General features: G+C 43.5%; 15 protein-coding genes and 1 tRNA gene. 6 read left to right on the top strand and 10 right to left on the bottom strand.

Going from position 1 to position 17,480, the window contains the following annotated elements:
• Positions 1–58: 58 nt before the first annotated feature.
• The 5 genes from I3257_RS07650 to speB form a co-directional block, all read right to left on the bottom strand.
• Positions 59–1,612 (bottom strand): aldehyde dehydrogenase family protein, encoded by a 1,554-nt coding sequence (locus I3257_RS07650; RefSeq protein ID WP_238049303.1) that lies wholly within the window; start codon positions 1,610–1,612, stop codon positions 59–61.
• A gap of 179 nt (positions 1,613–1,791) precedes the next feature.
• Positions 1,792–3,198, bottom strand: a complete 1,407-nt coding sequence (locus tag I3257_RS07645) for a YjiH family protein (protein ID WP_238049302.1) — start codon at positions 3,196–3,198, stop codon at positions 1,792–1,794.
• Positions 3,179–4,990 carry a D-lactate dehydrogenase gene (gene dld / locus I3257_RS07640; RefSeq protein ID WP_238049301.1) on the bottom strand — a complete coding sequence of 604 codons (1,812 nt, stop codon included), beginning with the start codon at positions 4,988–4,990 and terminating at the stop codon, positions 3,179–3,181. Before dld ends, I3257_RS07645 begins: the two co-directional genes overlap by 20 nt.
• Before the next feature lie 50 nt (positions 4,991–5,040).
• Positions 5,041–6,765, bottom strand: coding sequence for a 5-guanidino-2-oxopentanoate decarboxylase (locus tag I3257_RS07635; RefSeq protein ID WP_087814200.1), 1,725 nt, complete (start codon positions 6,763–6,765; stop codon positions 5,041–5,043).
• Between the two features lie 124 nt (positions 6,766–6,889).
• A complete protein-coding gene (gene speB / locus I3257_RS07630) occupies positions 6,890–7,858 on the bottom strand; it encodes an agmatinase (RefSeq protein ID WP_055125012.1) in 969 nt (322 codons plus the stop codon).
• Between the two features lie 233 nt (positions 7,859–8,091).
• Here speB and I3257_RS07625 point away from each other — a divergent pair, with 233 nt between their 5' ends.
• Positions 8,092–8,991 carry a LysR family transcriptional regulator gene (locus I3257_RS07625; RefSeq protein WP_201604230.1) on the top strand — a complete coding sequence of 300 codons (900 nt, stop codon included), beginning with the start codon at positions 8,092–8,094 and terminating at the stop codon, positions 8,989–8,991.
• 40 nt (positions 8,992–9,031) lie between these two features.
• Here I3257_RS07625 and I3257_RS07620 read toward each other — a convergent pair whose 3' ends face one another.
• The 3 genes from I3257_RS07620 to I3257_RS07610 all read right to left on the bottom strand — a co-directional run bounded on the left by I3257_RS07620 (position 9,032) and on the right by I3257_RS07610 (position 13,210).
• Entirely contained in the window at positions 9,032–10,807 is a 1,776-nt protein-coding gene (locus I3257_RS07620; protein ID WP_087814202.1) for a potassium/proton antiporter, read from the bottom strand.
• Between the two features lie 213 nt (positions 10,808–11,020).
• On the bottom strand, positions 11,021–11,356 hold the full coding sequence (locus I3257_RS07615; protein WP_227676529.1) for a GlpM family protein: 336 nt from the start codon (positions 11,354–11,356) through the stop codon (positions 11,021–11,023).
• A 183-nt stretch (positions 11,357–11,539) separates the two neighbouring features.
• Positions 11,540–13,210 carry a thiamine pyrophosphate-binding protein gene (locus tag I3257_RS07610; protein ID WP_238049300.1) on the bottom strand — a complete coding sequence of 557 codons (1,671 nt, stop codon included), beginning with the start codon at positions 13,208–13,210 and terminating at the stop codon, positions 11,540–11,542.
• 261 nt (positions 13,211–13,471) lie between these two features.
• On the opposite strand from I3257_RS07610, the gene I3257_RS07605 reads away from it, so the two are divergent.
• Positions 13,472–13,546: transfer RNA gene (locus I3257_RS07605), tRNA-Gly, on the top strand.
• A gap of 428 nt (positions 13,547–13,974) precedes the next feature.
• Here the strand turns inward: I3257_RS07605 and I3257_RS07600 are convergent.
• Positions 13,975–14,202, bottom strand: a complete 228-nt coding sequence (locus tag I3257_RS07600; protein ID WP_045454365.1) for a helix-turn-helix transcriptional regulator — start codon at positions 14,200–14,202, stop codon at positions 13,975–13,977.
• Between the two features lie 196 nt (positions 14,203–14,398).
• Between I3257_RS07600 and I3257_RS07595 the strand changes: the two genes are divergently transcribed.
• The 4 genes from I3257_RS07595 to I3257_RS07580 are packed head-to-tail and all read left to right on the top strand — an operon-like array spanning position 14,399 to position 16,472.
• On the top strand, positions 14,399–14,614 hold the full coding sequence (locus tag I3257_RS07595) for a hypothetical protein (RefSeq protein ID WP_045454368.1): 216 nt from the start codon (positions 14,399–14,401) through the stop codon (positions 14,612–14,614).
• A 16-nt stretch (positions 14,615–14,630) separates the two neighbouring features.
• Entirely contained in the window at positions 14,631–15,854 is a 1,224-nt protein-coding gene (locus I3257_RS07590; protein ID WP_238049299.1) for a site-specific integrase, read from the top strand.
• The gene (locus I3257_RS07585) at positions 15,851–16,144 is read left to right on the top strand and encodes a hypothetical protein (protein ID WP_045454372.1); all 294 of its coding nucleotides are present in this window, start codon (positions 15,851–15,853) and stop codon (positions 16,142–16,144) included. The genes I3257_RS07590 and I3257_RS07585 overlap by 4 nt, the downstream gene beginning before the upstream one ends.
• 10 nt (positions 16,145–16,154) lie before the next feature.
• Positions 16,155–16,472, top strand: a complete 318-nt coding sequence (locus I3257_RS07580) for a hypothetical protein (RefSeq protein ID WP_238049298.1) — start codon at positions 16,155–16,157, stop codon at positions 16,470–16,472.
• A 229-nt stretch (positions 16,473–16,701) separates the two neighbouring features.
• Here the strand turns inward: I3257_RS07580 and I3257_RS07575 are convergent, their stop codons facing one another.
• Entirely contained in the window at positions 16,702–17,268 is a 567-nt protein-coding gene (locus tag I3257_RS07575; protein ID WP_238049297.1) for a hypothetical protein, read from the bottom strand.
• Between the last annotated feature and the right edge of the window lie 212 nt (positions 17,269–17,480).

Raw genomic sequence — 17,480 nt, 5'->3', positions numbered from 1 at the left:
TTATTTAGCCATTGGTAACAATGTCACTGGCTAAATAAGATATGAAAGCACCCAACGTTTAATGACTCAACAGCACATGCTTACTTTTTTGATACGCAGACAAGCCATCTACACCCAGCTCACGACCGATACCGCTTTGCTTAAACCCGCCCCATCCTGATTCTGGCAGTACAATTTGCTGTTCATTGATCCAGATATGACCCGCTTGAATCTGTAGCGCCATCTCTACGGCCGCCGTTTCATCAGCGCTGACAATGCTCGCGGCCAAAGCAAACTGGCTATCATTGGCCAAAGCAATCGCCTCGGCATGGTCGGTAAACGTTTGACTCACTAAGACCGGCCCAAAAACCTCTTCTGTCCATAACTGACTGGTCACTGGAACATTGGTATAAATCGTCGGCATCGCAAAATACCCTTGCCGATTTAAGACCTCACCACCTGTGAGACAAATCAGGTTTTCGGCAGTAGCAAGGTCGAAATATTTTTTTACTTGATTTAGTTGCTGCTCACTAACCAGTGGACCCATTTGCGTGTCAGTGTCAAAGCCATCACCCATTTGCAAATTTTCTGTCTTAACTTTTAATGTATCGAACAACGACTGAGCAATGCTTTCATGAACGAGCAGTCTTGAGGTGGCTGAACAGATCTGACCGGCATTGGTAAATATGCCACCGATGATTAAATCACAAGCGTGGTCGATATCAGCATCTGCACATACGACGATGGCTGACTTACCGCCCAGCTCTAGACTGATATCTTTGATACCTTTTGCCGCTTGGCTCATTACCTTTTCACCAACGGCGTTGCTACCAGTAAAAGAAATTTTGTCGATTAATGGATGGCAGGTCATGGCTGCGCCCACTTCAGCTGCACCCGGTAAAATATTAACGACTCCTTTCGGTAGTTTAATAGCAGACAATATATTGCCCAGCATCAACTCTGGCAATAATGTCACCTCGGAGGGCTTTAATAGCACCGTACAGCCTGCAGCCAATGCAGGAGCTAACTTCCAAGCAGTGGTCACCATTGGAAAATTCCACGGGACAATAAGGGCGCAAATACCAATAGGTGCATACGTTTTTAGCAAACGTATGCCTGACTCGCTAGTAGATACCTCCGACCAAGTCGCTTGTGCTGTGATGAGATTGGCATAATAGCGATAGCAGGCAATGGCATCGCTCACGTCTATTTTTGCCTCTTCAATGGGCTTACCATTATTTAATACAGACAATCCCACCAATTTGTCAAACTGCTGCTCCATCTTCTCGGCAATGGCATTGAGATACGATGCGCGCTCGCTTACAGCGGTTTGCGACCAAGATGGGTACGCCGCAGAAGCCGCATTGACTGCCATTTCTACCTGTACCTTGGTACACAATCGAGTGGTAGCGATGATTGTTCCCGAATTTGAATCATATAAATCATAACTTGAATCATAATTCGAATCATAGCTATCAGCATCAGCATCAGCATCAGCATCAGCAGTATCGGTAGCAGGTGCTTCAATAGTCATCCATTTGCCATCTATATAGGCTGCATTTAACATCACTTCATCTTTAACCGTTTGTATAGCGCGTTCTCTCGTTAAAATGTTAGCATTCGTCATTTCCATGATGGTCAATCACCTTATATGGTTTGATATAATTGTTGTTACACCTATTGTCTTTAATTGTATTTATAAGTGCCTCTGTCAATCATTGGCTAAGTAATCGGTTTATTCTTTAGTTAGATAAACCAATTATTTGGCACATTATCGTTATGCTAGAGGCTGGGTTGATATTGGCTACATGGCTAATAAAGTAAATGCGCCACGGAGGTAATCACCACCAAACTGATCAGAGTACGAAGAATAAAAATCATAAACAGCTCTAACACATTAAGCTTGATGTTTGATTTCAAAATCAGCGCGCCCACTTCAGACATATAAATAATCTGAGTAATAGAACATGCACCAACGATGAATCTTGTCATCTCACTCTCAATACTTTTGCCGACCAAGGCTGGCAAATACATATCCGCAAAGCCCATAATCATCGCTGGAGCCGCCTCTGCTGCCTCTGGAATCTGCAACAAATCAAGCAATGGCACTAACGGTGCAGACAACCATTTAAACACAGGCGTATATTCGGCTAAGCCCAGACCAATCGTACCAATTGCGAAAATCACGGGGATTAGCCCAAAATAGATATCGAATAAATTCTTTACACTACGTTTGAACACTTGACCCAGACTTGGCATTGAGTGTGCGCGCGTCACAGCACGATTGACCGCCCATTGGTAGGTCGTGTACTGAGCAGGAATCCCTTCATCGAGCATACTTTTGCCAGAATGATAGGTGTCAGGCTTTAAGGAAAGTGGCGGTATACGCGGCATAATAATCGCAGCGATAAAGCCTGTTAAAGCAATGGTCAGATAAAAATAAACGAAGTTATCGTCCACGCCGATGGTTTTGGCGACGACATAAGTAAAAGCGATCGAAGTCACCGAAAAAGTCGTCGCGATAATCGCCGCTTCACGCTGGCTATAGTAGCTTTTATCATACTCCTGCATGGTGACTAGCAAGCCGATAGAAGCCGCGCCAAACCAAGAGGACATCGCATCTACCGCTGAGCGTCCTGGCAACTTAAACAGTTTGACAAATATTTTGCTCGCCAGTGTGCCCAAAAACTCCATCAAACCAAAATCTGTCAAAAACGGCAACGATAAAATGGCGAAGAAAAACAAAGGAATCAAAATTGGAATCAAATCTTCGAAAATAACGCCGCCTGTATTACGATTAATAATAAACTCAGGGCCGACTTGCAGATAAATCATCCAGACAAACACCATCCCTAGCAATCGGGCGGTGAGCCAAAACCAATCAACATCGAAGAGTTTTTTGACCATAGAGTCTTCATGCAGGTTGGGTTTTAACACCTTCACAGCCAACGCCCCAAGAAAGGAAGTCGTCACGATTGCCATTGCCACATAAACGACAGAACCGCCCAGCAAAGCTTGCAAAGCGTCCGTTAACACACCCAATAAAATCGTAACCTTTCCGTCCCATTGAAACGGAATAATAAATAGTGCAATGCCCAGTGCTGAAAACAATAAAAACTTCCACATTGACGCACGCCACTGCTCTCCTTGCGGCGTTTCTGAATCGACAACATCGTTTCCTAATATCGGTTGCTGCGACTTATCGAGATAATTCGTCATTTAATTCCTCCTTGATGGGCGACGATCGCCAATTTTTCCATTTTGCTGTCTGACCAATGCCTGGATTTAGCGAATTGGTCGGATCTAGTTTTTTATAAAAAGTATGTAGTGCAGGTTTTGCGGTATAGACATGACCCACATTATGTTCAGCAGGGTACTCGATACGACGTCGATCATAAAACGCCAACAGCTCATCCTTGAATTTTTTTGCATCTACCTCAGGGTGTAGCAGATAGTCTTGGTGCATGACATGACAGAAAAAATGCCCCAAATAAAAGGTTTTACTGACCTGCTTTTGTAAGTCAATAGGTAGCACTTCATCCCAATCTACGGCATTCCTTGGTAAGGCAATATCGGTAGACAACAGCTCTCCAAACTTTGTGTGGTTAAGGTTGTGATAACGAAACATGGCAGCGGTTGCCGCACTACGAAACACCAATAATGCTTGGGATTCTGCTGCTGTACAAAGATGTACGACGCCTTGATGCTGCTGCATATGGGACTGTAAAAATGCTTGGGCAGCGACAATATGACCATGACTGCGGTTATCATTGCTATTATCATCGTCCGTATTATTGCCATCCGCGACTTTAATGATTAAATGATAACGATAGGAGCTCGCCTGCTCTGCCAAAGAATTGGGTAATGACGGCGGCATGAAAACACCAGTCATTTGTAGCATCCGATCTGGTAAAGTCTGAGGCAGTCGCCATTTATCCAAATAGTAGCCAATCTTGGTTTGTAACCGATACAACGCTCCTATTTTACTGGCTGGTAGTTTTCGCATACTCAAACAAGTATCGCGACCATAGCGCATGGTAATATCGTTGTAATTTTTGTGCATATATTCTGCCAAAATAGGCAGGTTTAGCTCGCTTTTTAACCACTGTTGCCTGAGTGTGGTCAAAGTATCGGCGTCATTGGTCGAGATATAAAACGTTTGTTCTTGCGTCGGTTTGGCAAATGTCGCGACTCGAACCGCAAAGACGATGACTTTGCCTGCTGAACCAGAGGCTTCATATAATCCGTTAGGGTCATTATTAAATCTGGCAGGTGTGTCTGCCTCGCAATCACGCACCTTGTGTTGATAATGGTGGTTTGTACAGGACTTACTGTTGGCACTCTCTGGATTTTTATTGAACGTGCCAGTTTGTAAGTTTTTAAGCATCTCTTCTGGACCTGCACCTAAATCAATGCCTAAGTGATTGATTAATTCAAACTCACCCATGGCATTACGTTTGGCAAATAGCGACATCTCGGTATACGCCGGACCACGCTGCACCAACATACCGCCAGAGCTGTTGCAAATACCGCCAATCACCGAAGCACCAACACAACTTGAGCCCAGTACTGAATGCGGCTCACGCCCTAACGGCGCAAGCTCAGACTCCAACTGCTGGAGGCTAGCCGCTGGCAAGGCAACCAGCTCTGCTGCATCATTGAGCAGATGAACACCGCCCAATCGTTGCATAGAAATCACGACGACTGCTCGATCGTACTCTCCGTACGGTGTCGAGCCTCCGGTCAACCCTGTGTTAGCAGCCTGAGCAATAATAATCACATCAGCCGCTGCACAGAGATTAATGACGCGCCATAGTGCCACAAGAGAGTCTGGTATCACAACTGCCACGACAGCATTCGTGATAGCCGCAATCGCCCCTTGTGTATACGACTGCTGCTGGCTGGGTTTGGTCAATACATTGGTCGCGCCAACAATCGCGGATAAATCCGTTAATAAGCTTGCCAGCGAGGTGCTCAAGCGACCAGACGAGCGGTTAGCATGTGGCATCATAGACGTTCTTCCTTGAGCGACCAGCCTTTATTATATTTGACGTATTAACATTAGCTAAAGCAGGTGAATGTTTTACCCATTTCAATCAAAAATTCATCGGCTTCATCAACTTCATAGATGATGGGTTGCTTGCCCTTGATATCTTCTTTTAAAGCATCGAGCAATTGCTGTTTGGCTGTGATTCTGCGATAACCTGCGCCAAATCCTGCGGCTAATGGCTCAAAGTTCGGCGTCTTAATATTAACCCCGATTAGTGGCAATCCACCCTCTTCCATATAACGACGAATCTCGCCATAGCCTTGGTTGTTCCACAGCAGCACAATCAATGGCAGCTCAAGCTCGGCGGCACAGATGAGTTCTGCAATCGTAAACTGAATACCGCCGTCGCCAATCAAGCTGACCACTGGACTGTTTGAGCCAATCATGGCACCAATGGCAGCAGGCAAACCATAACCTAACGTGCCAAATCCAGTCGATGAGTTAAACCATCGACGCGTGGCTAACGCCTCAAAACCAAGATTGCCGCTATAGACAGGCTGCGTTGAATCACCAACGAAGATGACGTCTTTCACTTCATCTCGAATCAATTGAAGTAGCGCATTTTGCCCAGCAAAGTCTGGTGTCATGTCTTCTATAAGTAACTGTTTTGCCTCGTTTACTCGTACCGCCGCTTGATGATTTAACGCGTGGTTTTCTAAACGGCTACACAGCCCACTTATAGCCATTTGCGCATCGGACAATACCGCGATATCGGCTCTAAAAGGACGCTGTAATTGCTGGGCATCGCAGTCGATACGAATCAGCGTGCCATTGATTTTGAATTCACCATTAAAGAACACATCATAATCAGTCTCACCCAGCTCAGTACCAATCGCCAATACCCAATCAGCCTCAGCAATAACGGCGCGACCTGCCTCTAATGACTGATTGCTACCCAAACTTAATGGGTGGCTAGGTGGCAGCAAACCTTTGGCATTAATGGTCAAAAACGTCGGTGCATCGATAAGCTCTGCTAGGGTTTGCGCGTCATGATCGACATCGACGCAGCCACCACCATAAAGTATCACTGGATTTTTTGCCGCTTTTAGAGATTCAACGATCAAATCTAATTGCGCAAGATTGGGCAGCGGTCTCATTACTTGAGGTAACGTTAAACCATGTGCATCAGTCGATTTTTTTACAAAGTTATTTAAATAATCAGAGGGCTTAGCAACATGACTGGCATCGGCGGTAATCACATCAATGGGCAACTGGATATGCACTGGCCCCGGACGTGCGCCATTAAATAATGCAAACGCTTCAGCGATGACCTTGGGTAACGATTCAGGCTGCCAAATAGTTTTGCTCATGAGTGTAACCTTACTGACCATGCCTTGCTGATCGTGCAATTCATGCAAGTGCCCTTCACCGCTGCCCGTATCTGCCACTTTATTAACACTAGAAATCACTAGCATCGGTATAGAGTCTGCCAACGCCTGCGCCATGGCTGTCATGATATTGGTCATACCGGGGCCTGTGATAATAAAGCATACCCCGACTTTGCCAGACGCTCGGTAATAGCCATCAGCCATAAACCCCGCGCCTTGTTCATGACGCGGCGTCACGTGGCGGATGTTGGTGTTTGGTAGACCACGATATAGCTCGACCGTATGCACACCCGGAATACCAAATACGGTCTCTACCCCATAATACTCTAGCCACTGTACGAGCAGCTCACCACATGTCAGAGACGGCTTGGCGGGCGCTGAAGAAGATGTTTGAAGCGTTTGCGTCATGAGTTAATCATCCTAAAAAGTTCAATCGCGTTTAAATAAGTTGTTCAGTGTTAAACCCAAGCTGCCCTTTAATCCCTTATAAAAAGCAGCTTGATAAAAAGCAGTTTGCGATTATAAATTATTCTTAATACACCGCCTTTACCTTATCGTCATAGCGCACACCCGGTAAGATACATAGCATCTCAAACAGCAAGTTTGCCGCCAATACTGAGGTGTTACCAAATGGATCATACGGCGGTGACACTTCTACTAAATCGCCACCCACCACATCAAGTCCGCGCATACCGCGAATGATTTCTATCGCTTGCGTTGAGGTCAAGCCACCGATTTCAGCAGTGCCCGTACCCGGTGCAAACGCAGGATCAATACCATCGATATCGAAACTTAAATAGACGGGGCCATCACCGAGCTTTTCGCGTACTTCTGCCATCAATGGCGTCAGCGACTTGTACCAGCATTCCTCGGCAGGCACCACACGAAAGCCTTGCTGGGTTGACCAATCAAACTCTTCGGCGCTATAGCCTGTACCACGTAAGCCAATCTGTACCACGCGGTTACCATCGATTAAGTTCTCTTCGACAGCACGGCGGAACGGTGTACCATGAGCGATTTTTTCGCCAAACATCTCATCGTTGATATCTGCATGCGCATCGATATGCACCATGCCGACAGGGCCGTGTTTTTTGGCAAGCGCACGTAAGATAGGCAAGGCAATGGTATGATCGCCGCCCAACGTCAATGGAATAGCACCATGATTCACGATTTTATCAGTATAGAATTTTTCGATGATATCAATGCTTTTTAGCAAGTTGAAAGTATTGATAGGCACGTCGCCGATATCAGCAACTTGTAAAGACTCAAAAGGCGCTGCACGAGTGGCGACATTATAGGGACGAATCATGCGTGATTCATCACGAATTTGTCGTGGACCCAATCGCGCACCGCTACGGTTTGACGCACCAATATCTAAAGGCACACCCACAAACGCCACATCTAACCCTTCTGCATCAGCTTGAGTCGGCAAGCGCATCATAGAAGCAAAGCCGCCAAATCTTGGCATATCGTTGCCGCTTAATGGTTGATTGAATTTCATAAATCACATCCTTGTTTCAGTTTGTTTAAAATAGGCAATTTTTTATATGCTTTGACAATACCTAAATATTTGAAGTCAGACCATGGTAAAGTTTAGAAGTAAACTTCTTATTTTTCGTAGTAATTTAGATTTAACCGTTATTATCAGAAGTTTGATATAAATTTGATGTTAGAAAAGTGATAAATATAAGATTCATTTTGATAGACATCATAGCTACTGAGGAATAATGACCGATGCTAGATGAATTGATAAAAATAGACATCAAAACCTTGCGCAGCTTTATGGCGATTGTAGAGTGTCAGGGCGTGACAGCCGCACAGTCTCGCTTAAATGTGACGACCTCTGTCATTAGTGGTCATTTGACCCATTTAGAAGATCGCTTAGGTATGACGCTTTGTCATCGCGGACGCGCAGGTTTTAAGCTGACAGAAGATGGCGCAGCGGTTTATGAAGCCTGTTTGAGTTTTACCGAAGCGGTTGCCAGTTTTCAACATCAATTGCACTATATTCGCCAATTAGATTCGGTGCGTGGCGGTCATATCCGACTGTGTCTCATTGACCAGATGCCGACGTTTTTTTATGATGCTTTGCGCCAATGCTTGGCTGCTAGCTATCGTGACAATCCCCTTATCCACTTTTCTATCGATGTGCAAAGCCCTGAAAGCATGCTAGAGAAGCTGCTAAGCAACGAGAGTGATATTGGTGTGGGATATTTTGGCAGTTTTCCACCACTACTCACTTTTCAGCCCGCATTTATTGAAAAGCAGGTGGTCTGCTGTGGACGCGAGCATCGATTGTTTTATGGGTCAGAAGGGTTAACTTTTGAGGATTTGGAACAAAACTATCCATGGATAAAACGAGGCTATATTACCGATTTGAGTATCAATCATGTCCGTCCAAAAACCTTGAGTGCCACTACCTATCATATGGAGGCGACCGCGCAGCTCATTCTGGCGGGTCATCATGTTGGTTACTTGCCTAATGATTTAGCCAAGCGTTATGAAGAAATGGGGCTGATGAAAATACTACTGCCCAATGAGGCCAGTTACGAGGTCAAGCATCATTGGGCTTATCGAGAAAACTTACACAAACAAGTCGCCGAGTTTTTAAGTCAAATGACACGTCTTTTGTGAATAATGACGGCAAATAGCTACATAGCTACCCTACTATTAATCACTCTAGATGCTTTAAACCAATGGTTCTAAGCTTCCCTTTATCATCCACTTCTTTTATGACCAACGACCATTCGTCATTGATGTCGACCGTATCACCCGATACTGGCTTTATCTCTAAGCTATCATTGATATATTCAGCGACCGTTTGATCCCACATGCTTTTGGCGCTGTCCTCAGATTTGGATTTGAGTTTATCGACAAGCGACTCAGACGCCATAATACCAGTAAAAAACGGCAAATCTCCAAGCTTCACGCTTGGAGATAGCAGCCAATCGCCATAAAAATCATCCATGGCTTTATGGTCAAGGGTCGTATCGTTGAAAATCTTAGCAATTTGGGTGGCGTGGTTTCCTGTCATCGCATACCACACCCTATCACCGCATTTGAGCTTGGTATTTTCATCAACAACGATAATATGCTGCCTGCGTACCAAGGCAAAGACACTGATTTCATCAGGGTTTATGCGCTTAGAGATGGCCATTGGATGACGATCAATCGCAAATGCCCCTGACTTTACTTCAAACTCATATAAAGTAATGCTTGCTTTGTCAGATACCCAAACCTCATGCTCTTCTTCTGGATCTTTATTACTAGGAATACGCACTTTGAATAAATTTGCCATAAAAGGAATGGTCGTGCCTTGTAAAATCAAAGACAAAACCACCACGCCAAAAGCAATATCAAACAACATAAAAGCGCCGTCTATTCCCGCCATCACCGGTAATATGGCAAGCGTAATAGGAACCGCGCCGCGCAGACCTACCCAAGAAATAAAGCCGATTTCTCTGTCTTTAAATTTAAAGGGTTTCACACTGGTATAGACCGCAATAGGGCGAGCAATAAAAATCATAAAAGCTGCAATCGCGACGGAGTAATACCAAACATCAATCACATGCGATGGCGTCACCAATAACCCTAGTACCACAAATAATACCGCTTGTGACAACCACGCAAAGCTATCCATCACCCGCATCACATGCTCAGTTGAGCGCACTTTATGGTTGCCAATTAGCACACCGGTGAGATAAATTGCCAAAAATCCACTGCCGCCAATCAGATTAGTCGCGGCAAAGACTGCCAAGCCAGCAGACATGATCAAAATGGCATACATACCTTCTGCCAAGTGTATTTTTGGTAATAGCCTTGCCAATAAATAACCAAACAGTAAGCCCATGCCCAAACCAAAGCCAAGCTGCTGTAATAACAACCCTAAAAAGCCCAGTATTGTCTGTCCAGCGGGATCAACATTTAAAGCGATTAATCCTGTCACCAGCAAAATAGCCAAAGGATCGTTCGCGCCCGATTCTAGCTCCAATGTAGCCTGTACACGATCGTTAAGTTTGACGCCGCCATTACGCAATAGCGAAAACACCGCTGCTGCATCGGTTGAACCAACAATGGCCGCCATCAACAAACCAAGTCGCCAATCAACATCGAGTAGCCAAGTGACGAATATACCCAGTATCATTACCGTCGCAAGTACGCCCCAAGTGGCTAAGGTAATAGCAGGCTTGAGACCCACTCGAAATGACTTAAAAGATGTGCGTAGCCCACCATCTAACAAGATACAAGCAAGAGCTGCCTGCCCAACGAAATTAGCAAGCCCGTATTGGGCGAACTCGATACCTAAAATACCATCTTCGCCAGCCAACATCCCTACGATCAAAAACAACAGCAATAGCGGAACGCCCAAGCGCGCCGATAACGTACTTGCCATAATACTGGCGAAAATTAACAATGCCCCTACGAGATAGATGATATTTAAGGTATCCATCTTTTTTAAGCCCTATTTTTATAAATTGTAATGAATGGAGTTATCGCGATAATTCTAATTTTAGTTTGCTACAGGTAGCACCATAAAATCGCTCTTAAGAATAACATCTACGACCGAATCTATAAAAATTATCTGTAGAAATATGTACTGAATTTCATATATACCTTTGATGTATTGCTCTTTGACAGAGTTTACGTTTTTTTCTAACCACAACTAAGCCTGAATGTACTGCCATGTAAGGACCAAAATCGCTGCGGCTATTGTCCAAGCGACAACGCCGAACAGTAATGCCTTATATAAGCTGACGTAACCGATGCTAAAAAATACCACAAAGGTATAAATAAGATGCGGTATGACACCGAGCATACTAAATATTAATGCGACTTTTAAATCAGCGGGGCTACGCTCAGTACCCACAATAAAGTGACTGATTAACGTAAATGTGGGGAACAGTGGCGCGAGTGCTGCCAAATAAAAAAATCTGGTTTGCGCGAATAATTGAATCGCCAATACCATTAGAGCACCAATAAGCATTTTTAACCAAATCACGACGGGGTCATCTCCTATGGAATGATAAGGGCTGGAAATAGCCCAATCCACCATGATACTAAAGTCTGCAAACCGACATAAGAGCAATAGCTGATTAATTAATCTATATGATAAAAACGTGCAAAAAGCCCCATCTAGCAATGGGGCTATTCATTTTTATGAAGCGAGTTTTCTATTACTCACTCAATCATTTTTTGGCTTCAGTGCGGCACTGATATCGGCGAGTAGTGGCGGGATATCATGCTTATCAGCGATGACCTCCAACATAACCAATTTGTCTTTTACAGCTGCTGCTTGCGTAAGAGCCGCTTTTAACTCGCCTGCTGTTTCTGCTTTTAGCAGCAGACTATTATCATCGGTGGCACCAAAAGCTTTTGGCATCATCTGCCAGTTACACTTAGGAATGTCATTATAGCGCTGGTTTTCACCATGAATCGCCCGCTCCACGGTATAGCCATCATTATTAATCAGTACAATCACTGGATTGATATGCTCTTGAATCATCACCGCGATTTCTTGAATGGTCAATAATGCTGAGCCATCACCAATCAATAAGACACTGCGCTTGTTTGGCGATGCAATAGCCGCACCCAAACTTGCCGGCAACGTATAACCAATCGAGCCCCACATTGGTTGTCCATAACAAGTCACGCCTTCTGGTAAACGCACATCACTGATGCCAAAATACGCCGTTCCCTGTTCTGCAAACACCAAATTATTATGGTCTAGATGATCGGCAATGATATGCCATAGATCATCTTGAAGAATAGCCTCATCGTCCTTACCCTGCTGCTCATGCGGCTTGACTTCTTTACAGAACTGCTTTGGCACAATATTAATATCTGAGGTCAAGACTTCATGTAGCGTTTTTAGGGCGTCTTTTAGGGCAATGGGCGCAAAGTTTTTGCCAGCAATGCTCGCGCGCTCATAATGCAAATCAACCACTGTACTTTCATCAATATCTTGGCTAAAACCTGCCGTCGTAGTATCGGTATATTGCACACCGATTTTTATTAAGCACTCACAGTTTTCGACTGCATCCTTGACCACGGGACGTGATGCCACGCCAGCATAAGTCCCTGCCCAGCGCTCACTATTTTCGTCAAGTAAGGTTTTGCCCCATGACAACGTCGTATAAGGAATATCTGTATCGGCAATCAATGCCTTAAGCTGATTTTGCAGCCCTAAACGATGCACCATCAAATCTGCCATCAGCGTCGTGGTTTTGTTTGGCAGAAACTCTATGAGCGCTTGCTTAAAGTCTGCCAATGCTGCTTGACTGGTGATGTCTTCTTGGCTATCAACAAGCTTTGTAGTCGGTGGATAAATAGGTTGACGAGCAACGTCAGGCGATAGTAACAGATAGCCTGGGCGATGTTTTTTAAGAATCAGACGAATCACACGGTCGATTTCTGAGGCAGCATTTTCAGGGGTAAGCTGCGCTCGTGCTACCGTGACCGGCTCTACCATTTTAATAAAATGATTGAACACGCCATCACCAAGTGAGTGATGGATGCGGCGCTTTGAATCTTGTAGAGCCGTACTTGGCGCGCCCACGATATGAAGCACTGGTGCATACTCAGCAAAAGAGCCTGCGGTCGCGTTAATCGCTGACAATTCTCCCACCCCAAAGGTCGTCACCATCGCCGCAAAGCCGCGCTCACGTGCATAGCCGTCAGCTGCGTAACCTGCATTTAACTCATTGGTGTTACCCACCCAGCGCAGCTTATCAGAGGCGATAATATTGTCTAAAAACGTTAAGTTGAAATCACCAGGTACGCCAAATATCTCTGATGCGCCTGCTTCTGCAACACGATCAAACAAATAATCAGCGATGGTATATTGTTGACTCATAGTACTTATCCTTAAGTGTTATCTTTATAAATCATGAAAATGATTAATATGGTTAAAGTCATTATAAAACTGTATTCCAGCCTATTTATAGAAAGCAAAGCTTTTGGAATATAGATTACAACAATCTGTTATATCATAGATGAAGGCTAGGATAATATGCCAATTTACTATCTTTTGTTTTTTTTCATACTAACTGTTGACACGTTCAAAAAACTGCGTATAATACGCCTTCATCAACTGACGATAGTTAATTGATAATTAGCGGGAATAGCTCAGTGGTAGAGCATAACCTTGCCAAGGTTGGGGTCGAGAGTTCGAATCTCTTTTCCCGCTCCAAATACTTAAAAAGCCTCACTTAACAGTGAGGCTTTTTTTTATCCAATTTTCGGGGGTTGTAGTGTTTTTCAGTATGAGTGACTCAGTCTAATTGCTAAGTTTAACTAACATATTAAAAGCTCAAAAATCAGCACCGTGACCAAAACGTGACCATTTCGTGTCCACGCTATAAACACTGATTTTGTAATCGACCCCAACTTATTATTCTTACCTTTATAAAAAACGATGCTAAGAAATATTTTATTAGCATCGTTTTTGCTTTTCCACTGCTTTTATAAATTGAGCTCATAGCGTGACCAAAACGTGACCAAATCATGGAAAAGTAAATATAAAAAATAACCCCAACCTTAATTCTATGCTTTGAAGTGCCTTGTATATATGGCTTTGCCACTTATTTCTCTGCATATATATTTTCTGTTTGATAGTTTTCAAGATTCTTCATCATCATCTTTAACATTTGGCTTGTAAATAAATAAGTCACCCACCTGCACATCTAAAAACTCACATAACTGGTCAATAGTATTGAAATCAATTCTTGAGGACTCTTCATTATATAGTTTATGAAGCGTTGATTTGCTCATGCCTGTTGCTCTTACAACATCTGCTACGCGCAGTTTTTTCTCTGCCAGAATCACAGGAAGTTTAGACACAATCATAATTAATACCTCTTTTCGGGTAAAAATGCTTTACATTGAGGTAAAAAGATAATATAGTACACAAATCGGTTATTAATTACCTCTAAGCGGGTAAATATTAACTGATTCCTTCAAGATGCATTTTTACAGGTTAATAAAATAATTTTTATTCTATCACTTAATGCGATGACTTAATAACTGAAAAGAGGTAAATATCATGAGCAATACTTATTTAACAACTGATGAGCTAGCCGAACGTATCAAGTACGACCCACGTACTATCCGCAATCAAATGAAAGACACTGTTTTGATTGAGAACATTCATTACATCCGCCCTTTCGGCGGTCGCAAGATTTTATATGTCTGGGAGCGTATTGAAGAAGATATGTGTAAGCCGGTTATGAGCGCCATCAACGGTATGGCACTTCAGTAATAAAAGGAGAATTACTATGGCTACTATACAAGGACGGTTTGGCAAACTAATCGCCGACTTCTACTATCTAGGTATACGTTGTCGAGAAAAGACTAGTTTGGAAGATAACCCAGCTAACAGAAAAAAATTAGCGACTGTTTTGAAAAAAATGGAAGCAGAAATAACCCTAGGCATTTTTGACTATGGCGCTTACTTTCCAAAGAGTACACGTTTAAAAGAGATGACCGCACTGGCTGATAGAGCGGAAGCTTGTATCAGTCGCAACCCTACCTTTAGGCAGTTTTCAGAGATTTGGTATGAGGAGAAGAAGATTGAATGGCGGCCGAGTTATCGGCAAAAGACGCAGATTATTTTGAACAAGTACTTGCTACCTGAGTTTGGTGGCAAAGCGGTACATGCCATAAAAAAACCAGACTTGCTGACCTTCCGTAGCTCTCTCGCCAAAGTTCGTTACGGTAAAGAGGGTCAGTCAAGTCTGTCAGTAGCACGAATCAATCAGATCATGATACTTCTTCGTATGATACTAGAAGAAGCGTCAGATCGCCATGAGTTTGAGATGCCTTATAAAAATATTAAGAATCTCAAGCAAGCTCGTCCAGATGTAAACCCGTTCACACTGAGTGAAGTATGGCTGATTTTAAAGCATGTCCGAGCTGATTATAGGCCCTACTACACCATTCGCTTTTTTACAGGAATGCGTACCAGTGAGATTGATGGACTGAAGTGGGACTGTATTAACTTTGATCGGCGTGAGATCAGTATCCGTGGTGCATTAGTAAATGGTGAGATGGGCCCGACTAAGACGTTAGGTTCACAACGTGATATTGCGATGTCACAGTTGGTCTATGATGCCTTGCTAGAGCAGAAGACGCGCACCTTTGGTAAGTCAGAGTTTGTGTTTTGCAACTCACAAGGCAATCCGATGGAATACCGTAATGTTAATAGAAGGGTATGGAAACCCACCCTTGCCCTCCTCGGTTTGAAACATCGGCGGGCTTATCAGACTCGGCATACGGCAGCGACGCTTTGGCTGGCTGCTGGTGAGAATCCTGAATGGATAGCTCGCCAGATGGGTCACAGTAGTACGGAGATGCTGTTTCGGGTGTATAGCCGCTACGTACCTGATATCACCCGTCAAGATGGCTCAGCGATGGATAATTTGCTACTAGCGAGTAAGGAGAAACTGACAAGCGCATCGAATAGCTCTAATGCACAAACTGACAAGGAGGCGTCAATATGACAATTATCAATTATGAGGAGCTGTTTGGTGAGTTTAAACCTGATGGTGCAATCAGTACAGATGCAAACCTTATTGCTAATGCATTGATGCGTGAGTTGTATATTTCATCTGGTCATCAACTCGCACGTTTCTTAGGAGTGAAATGCTGCTTTGATAACGATATGGCGATGCGTGTATGGGTACAGAAGCGCTTGGATGTGAGTTTTGACTATGTGATTGAGGATATGCGTTGTCAGCTTCAGAGCGAGCTTTATGAGCTACTACCGCACTCTCACTATGTCGGCTACTAAGGAGAATGTGATGAGTGTAAAGCTTCAGCCGAATATGACGCAGAACGCACGCGATTTAAGAATCTGTGAGGATTACTGGTCATATGATAACGCAAGTGATTATATCGTGCATGTAGAAACCATCTGTGAGAAGTATAGAATAAGCACTCGAGTACTGTTTGAGACAATCGGTGAGTGTTTTGCTTATTTAGATGATGTGCGATGCGAATACTGTGGTTATGTGTGCCCTTTACAGATACCAGCAGACATTCCTTATATGCGCTCAAAAGACAGTTGGTGCTGTGAGGTATGTGAGCATGCTGTGTGGCGGGAACCTAATCATAGATAAGTCGTTCAAAATATTAAAGCCAGACAACTTAGGTTGTCTGGCTTTTTCGTATGCAATATATCTTCTCTTAAATGCAGTCCAAATTTAGTGTGCTACTACAATGTTGAGGTGGTTGATTTCTTTCGTCAAGATAGCCCAAACTAAGGCATCTAAAAAAGATAGGGAGTAGTATGAGCTAAGTTTAGGCTAAAAACTTGGCTTTAAAAGGTAAATACAGAAAAAACTTGGTTTAAAATTCACTGTAGTCCACTGTAACGAGTTTAGATTGCTGAACCTTTTTTAGTTTGAATGTCTTGGACTTTTCATCCCAAATATTGACATAATAGGTGATAAGTTGTTTACCGGTGGTTTCGTTGACTTTCTCGCCTTCACAATTGCGGCTGATAAATAAGCGGCTATTGGAATAGAAAGCCAAACGTTCGTCATCATCGAGTTCTGCTCCGTCTGCGAAGCATTCTGCGCCACTTTCATAAGGGGTGATACTATCCTCAGTTTCACCCAGTGGAATATCGTATACTTTGCCAGTACGTTTATCAATCATAGCCCCTGACACACAGCTTGTACCACAGCCCCAAGTTGTTACGATATAGTTACCCGCGAAGTTAATGTCACCCTCTTTATGAGCTGCTTTCAGACGAGTACGAAAAGAGCTCCAGTCACCTAATTTTAAGGGCGCTTGTTTACCGTTATAGATTTTAGCAGGGTATTTTTCAAAGCTGTAACCAGCGATGGTTTGGGCATGAGAGGTAGAGATACAAGCCAAGGCAAAACCAAGACAAGCGGCAAGCTTTTTCATAAAAACTCCTTTTTTAATAAGGATCAGTACAGAAAATGGAAATTATAGTACGGTAAGTACATTTGTTTAATTCTACATCAATTAAATTAAATAAGTTTTTCTAAAATTACTTATTAAAATAATAACCTGATAAGCTTTAGTAAAGTTTTACAAGTTGTATAGTTAAGTCTTTATAAAATCGATACAGCCCATATCATGAAACAGTTTAGGTA

Origin of the sequence: Psychrobacter sp. Ps7 (genome assembly GCF_022129225.1) — a bacterium.
Classification (GTDB): domain Bacteria; phylum Pseudomonadota; class Gammaproteobacteria; order Pseudomonadales; family Moraxellaceae; genus Psychrobacter; species Psychrobacter immobilis_A.
The sequence above is the reverse complement of the archived record's forward strand: the minus strand, read 5'-3'. Positions and strand labels throughout refer to the sequence as shown.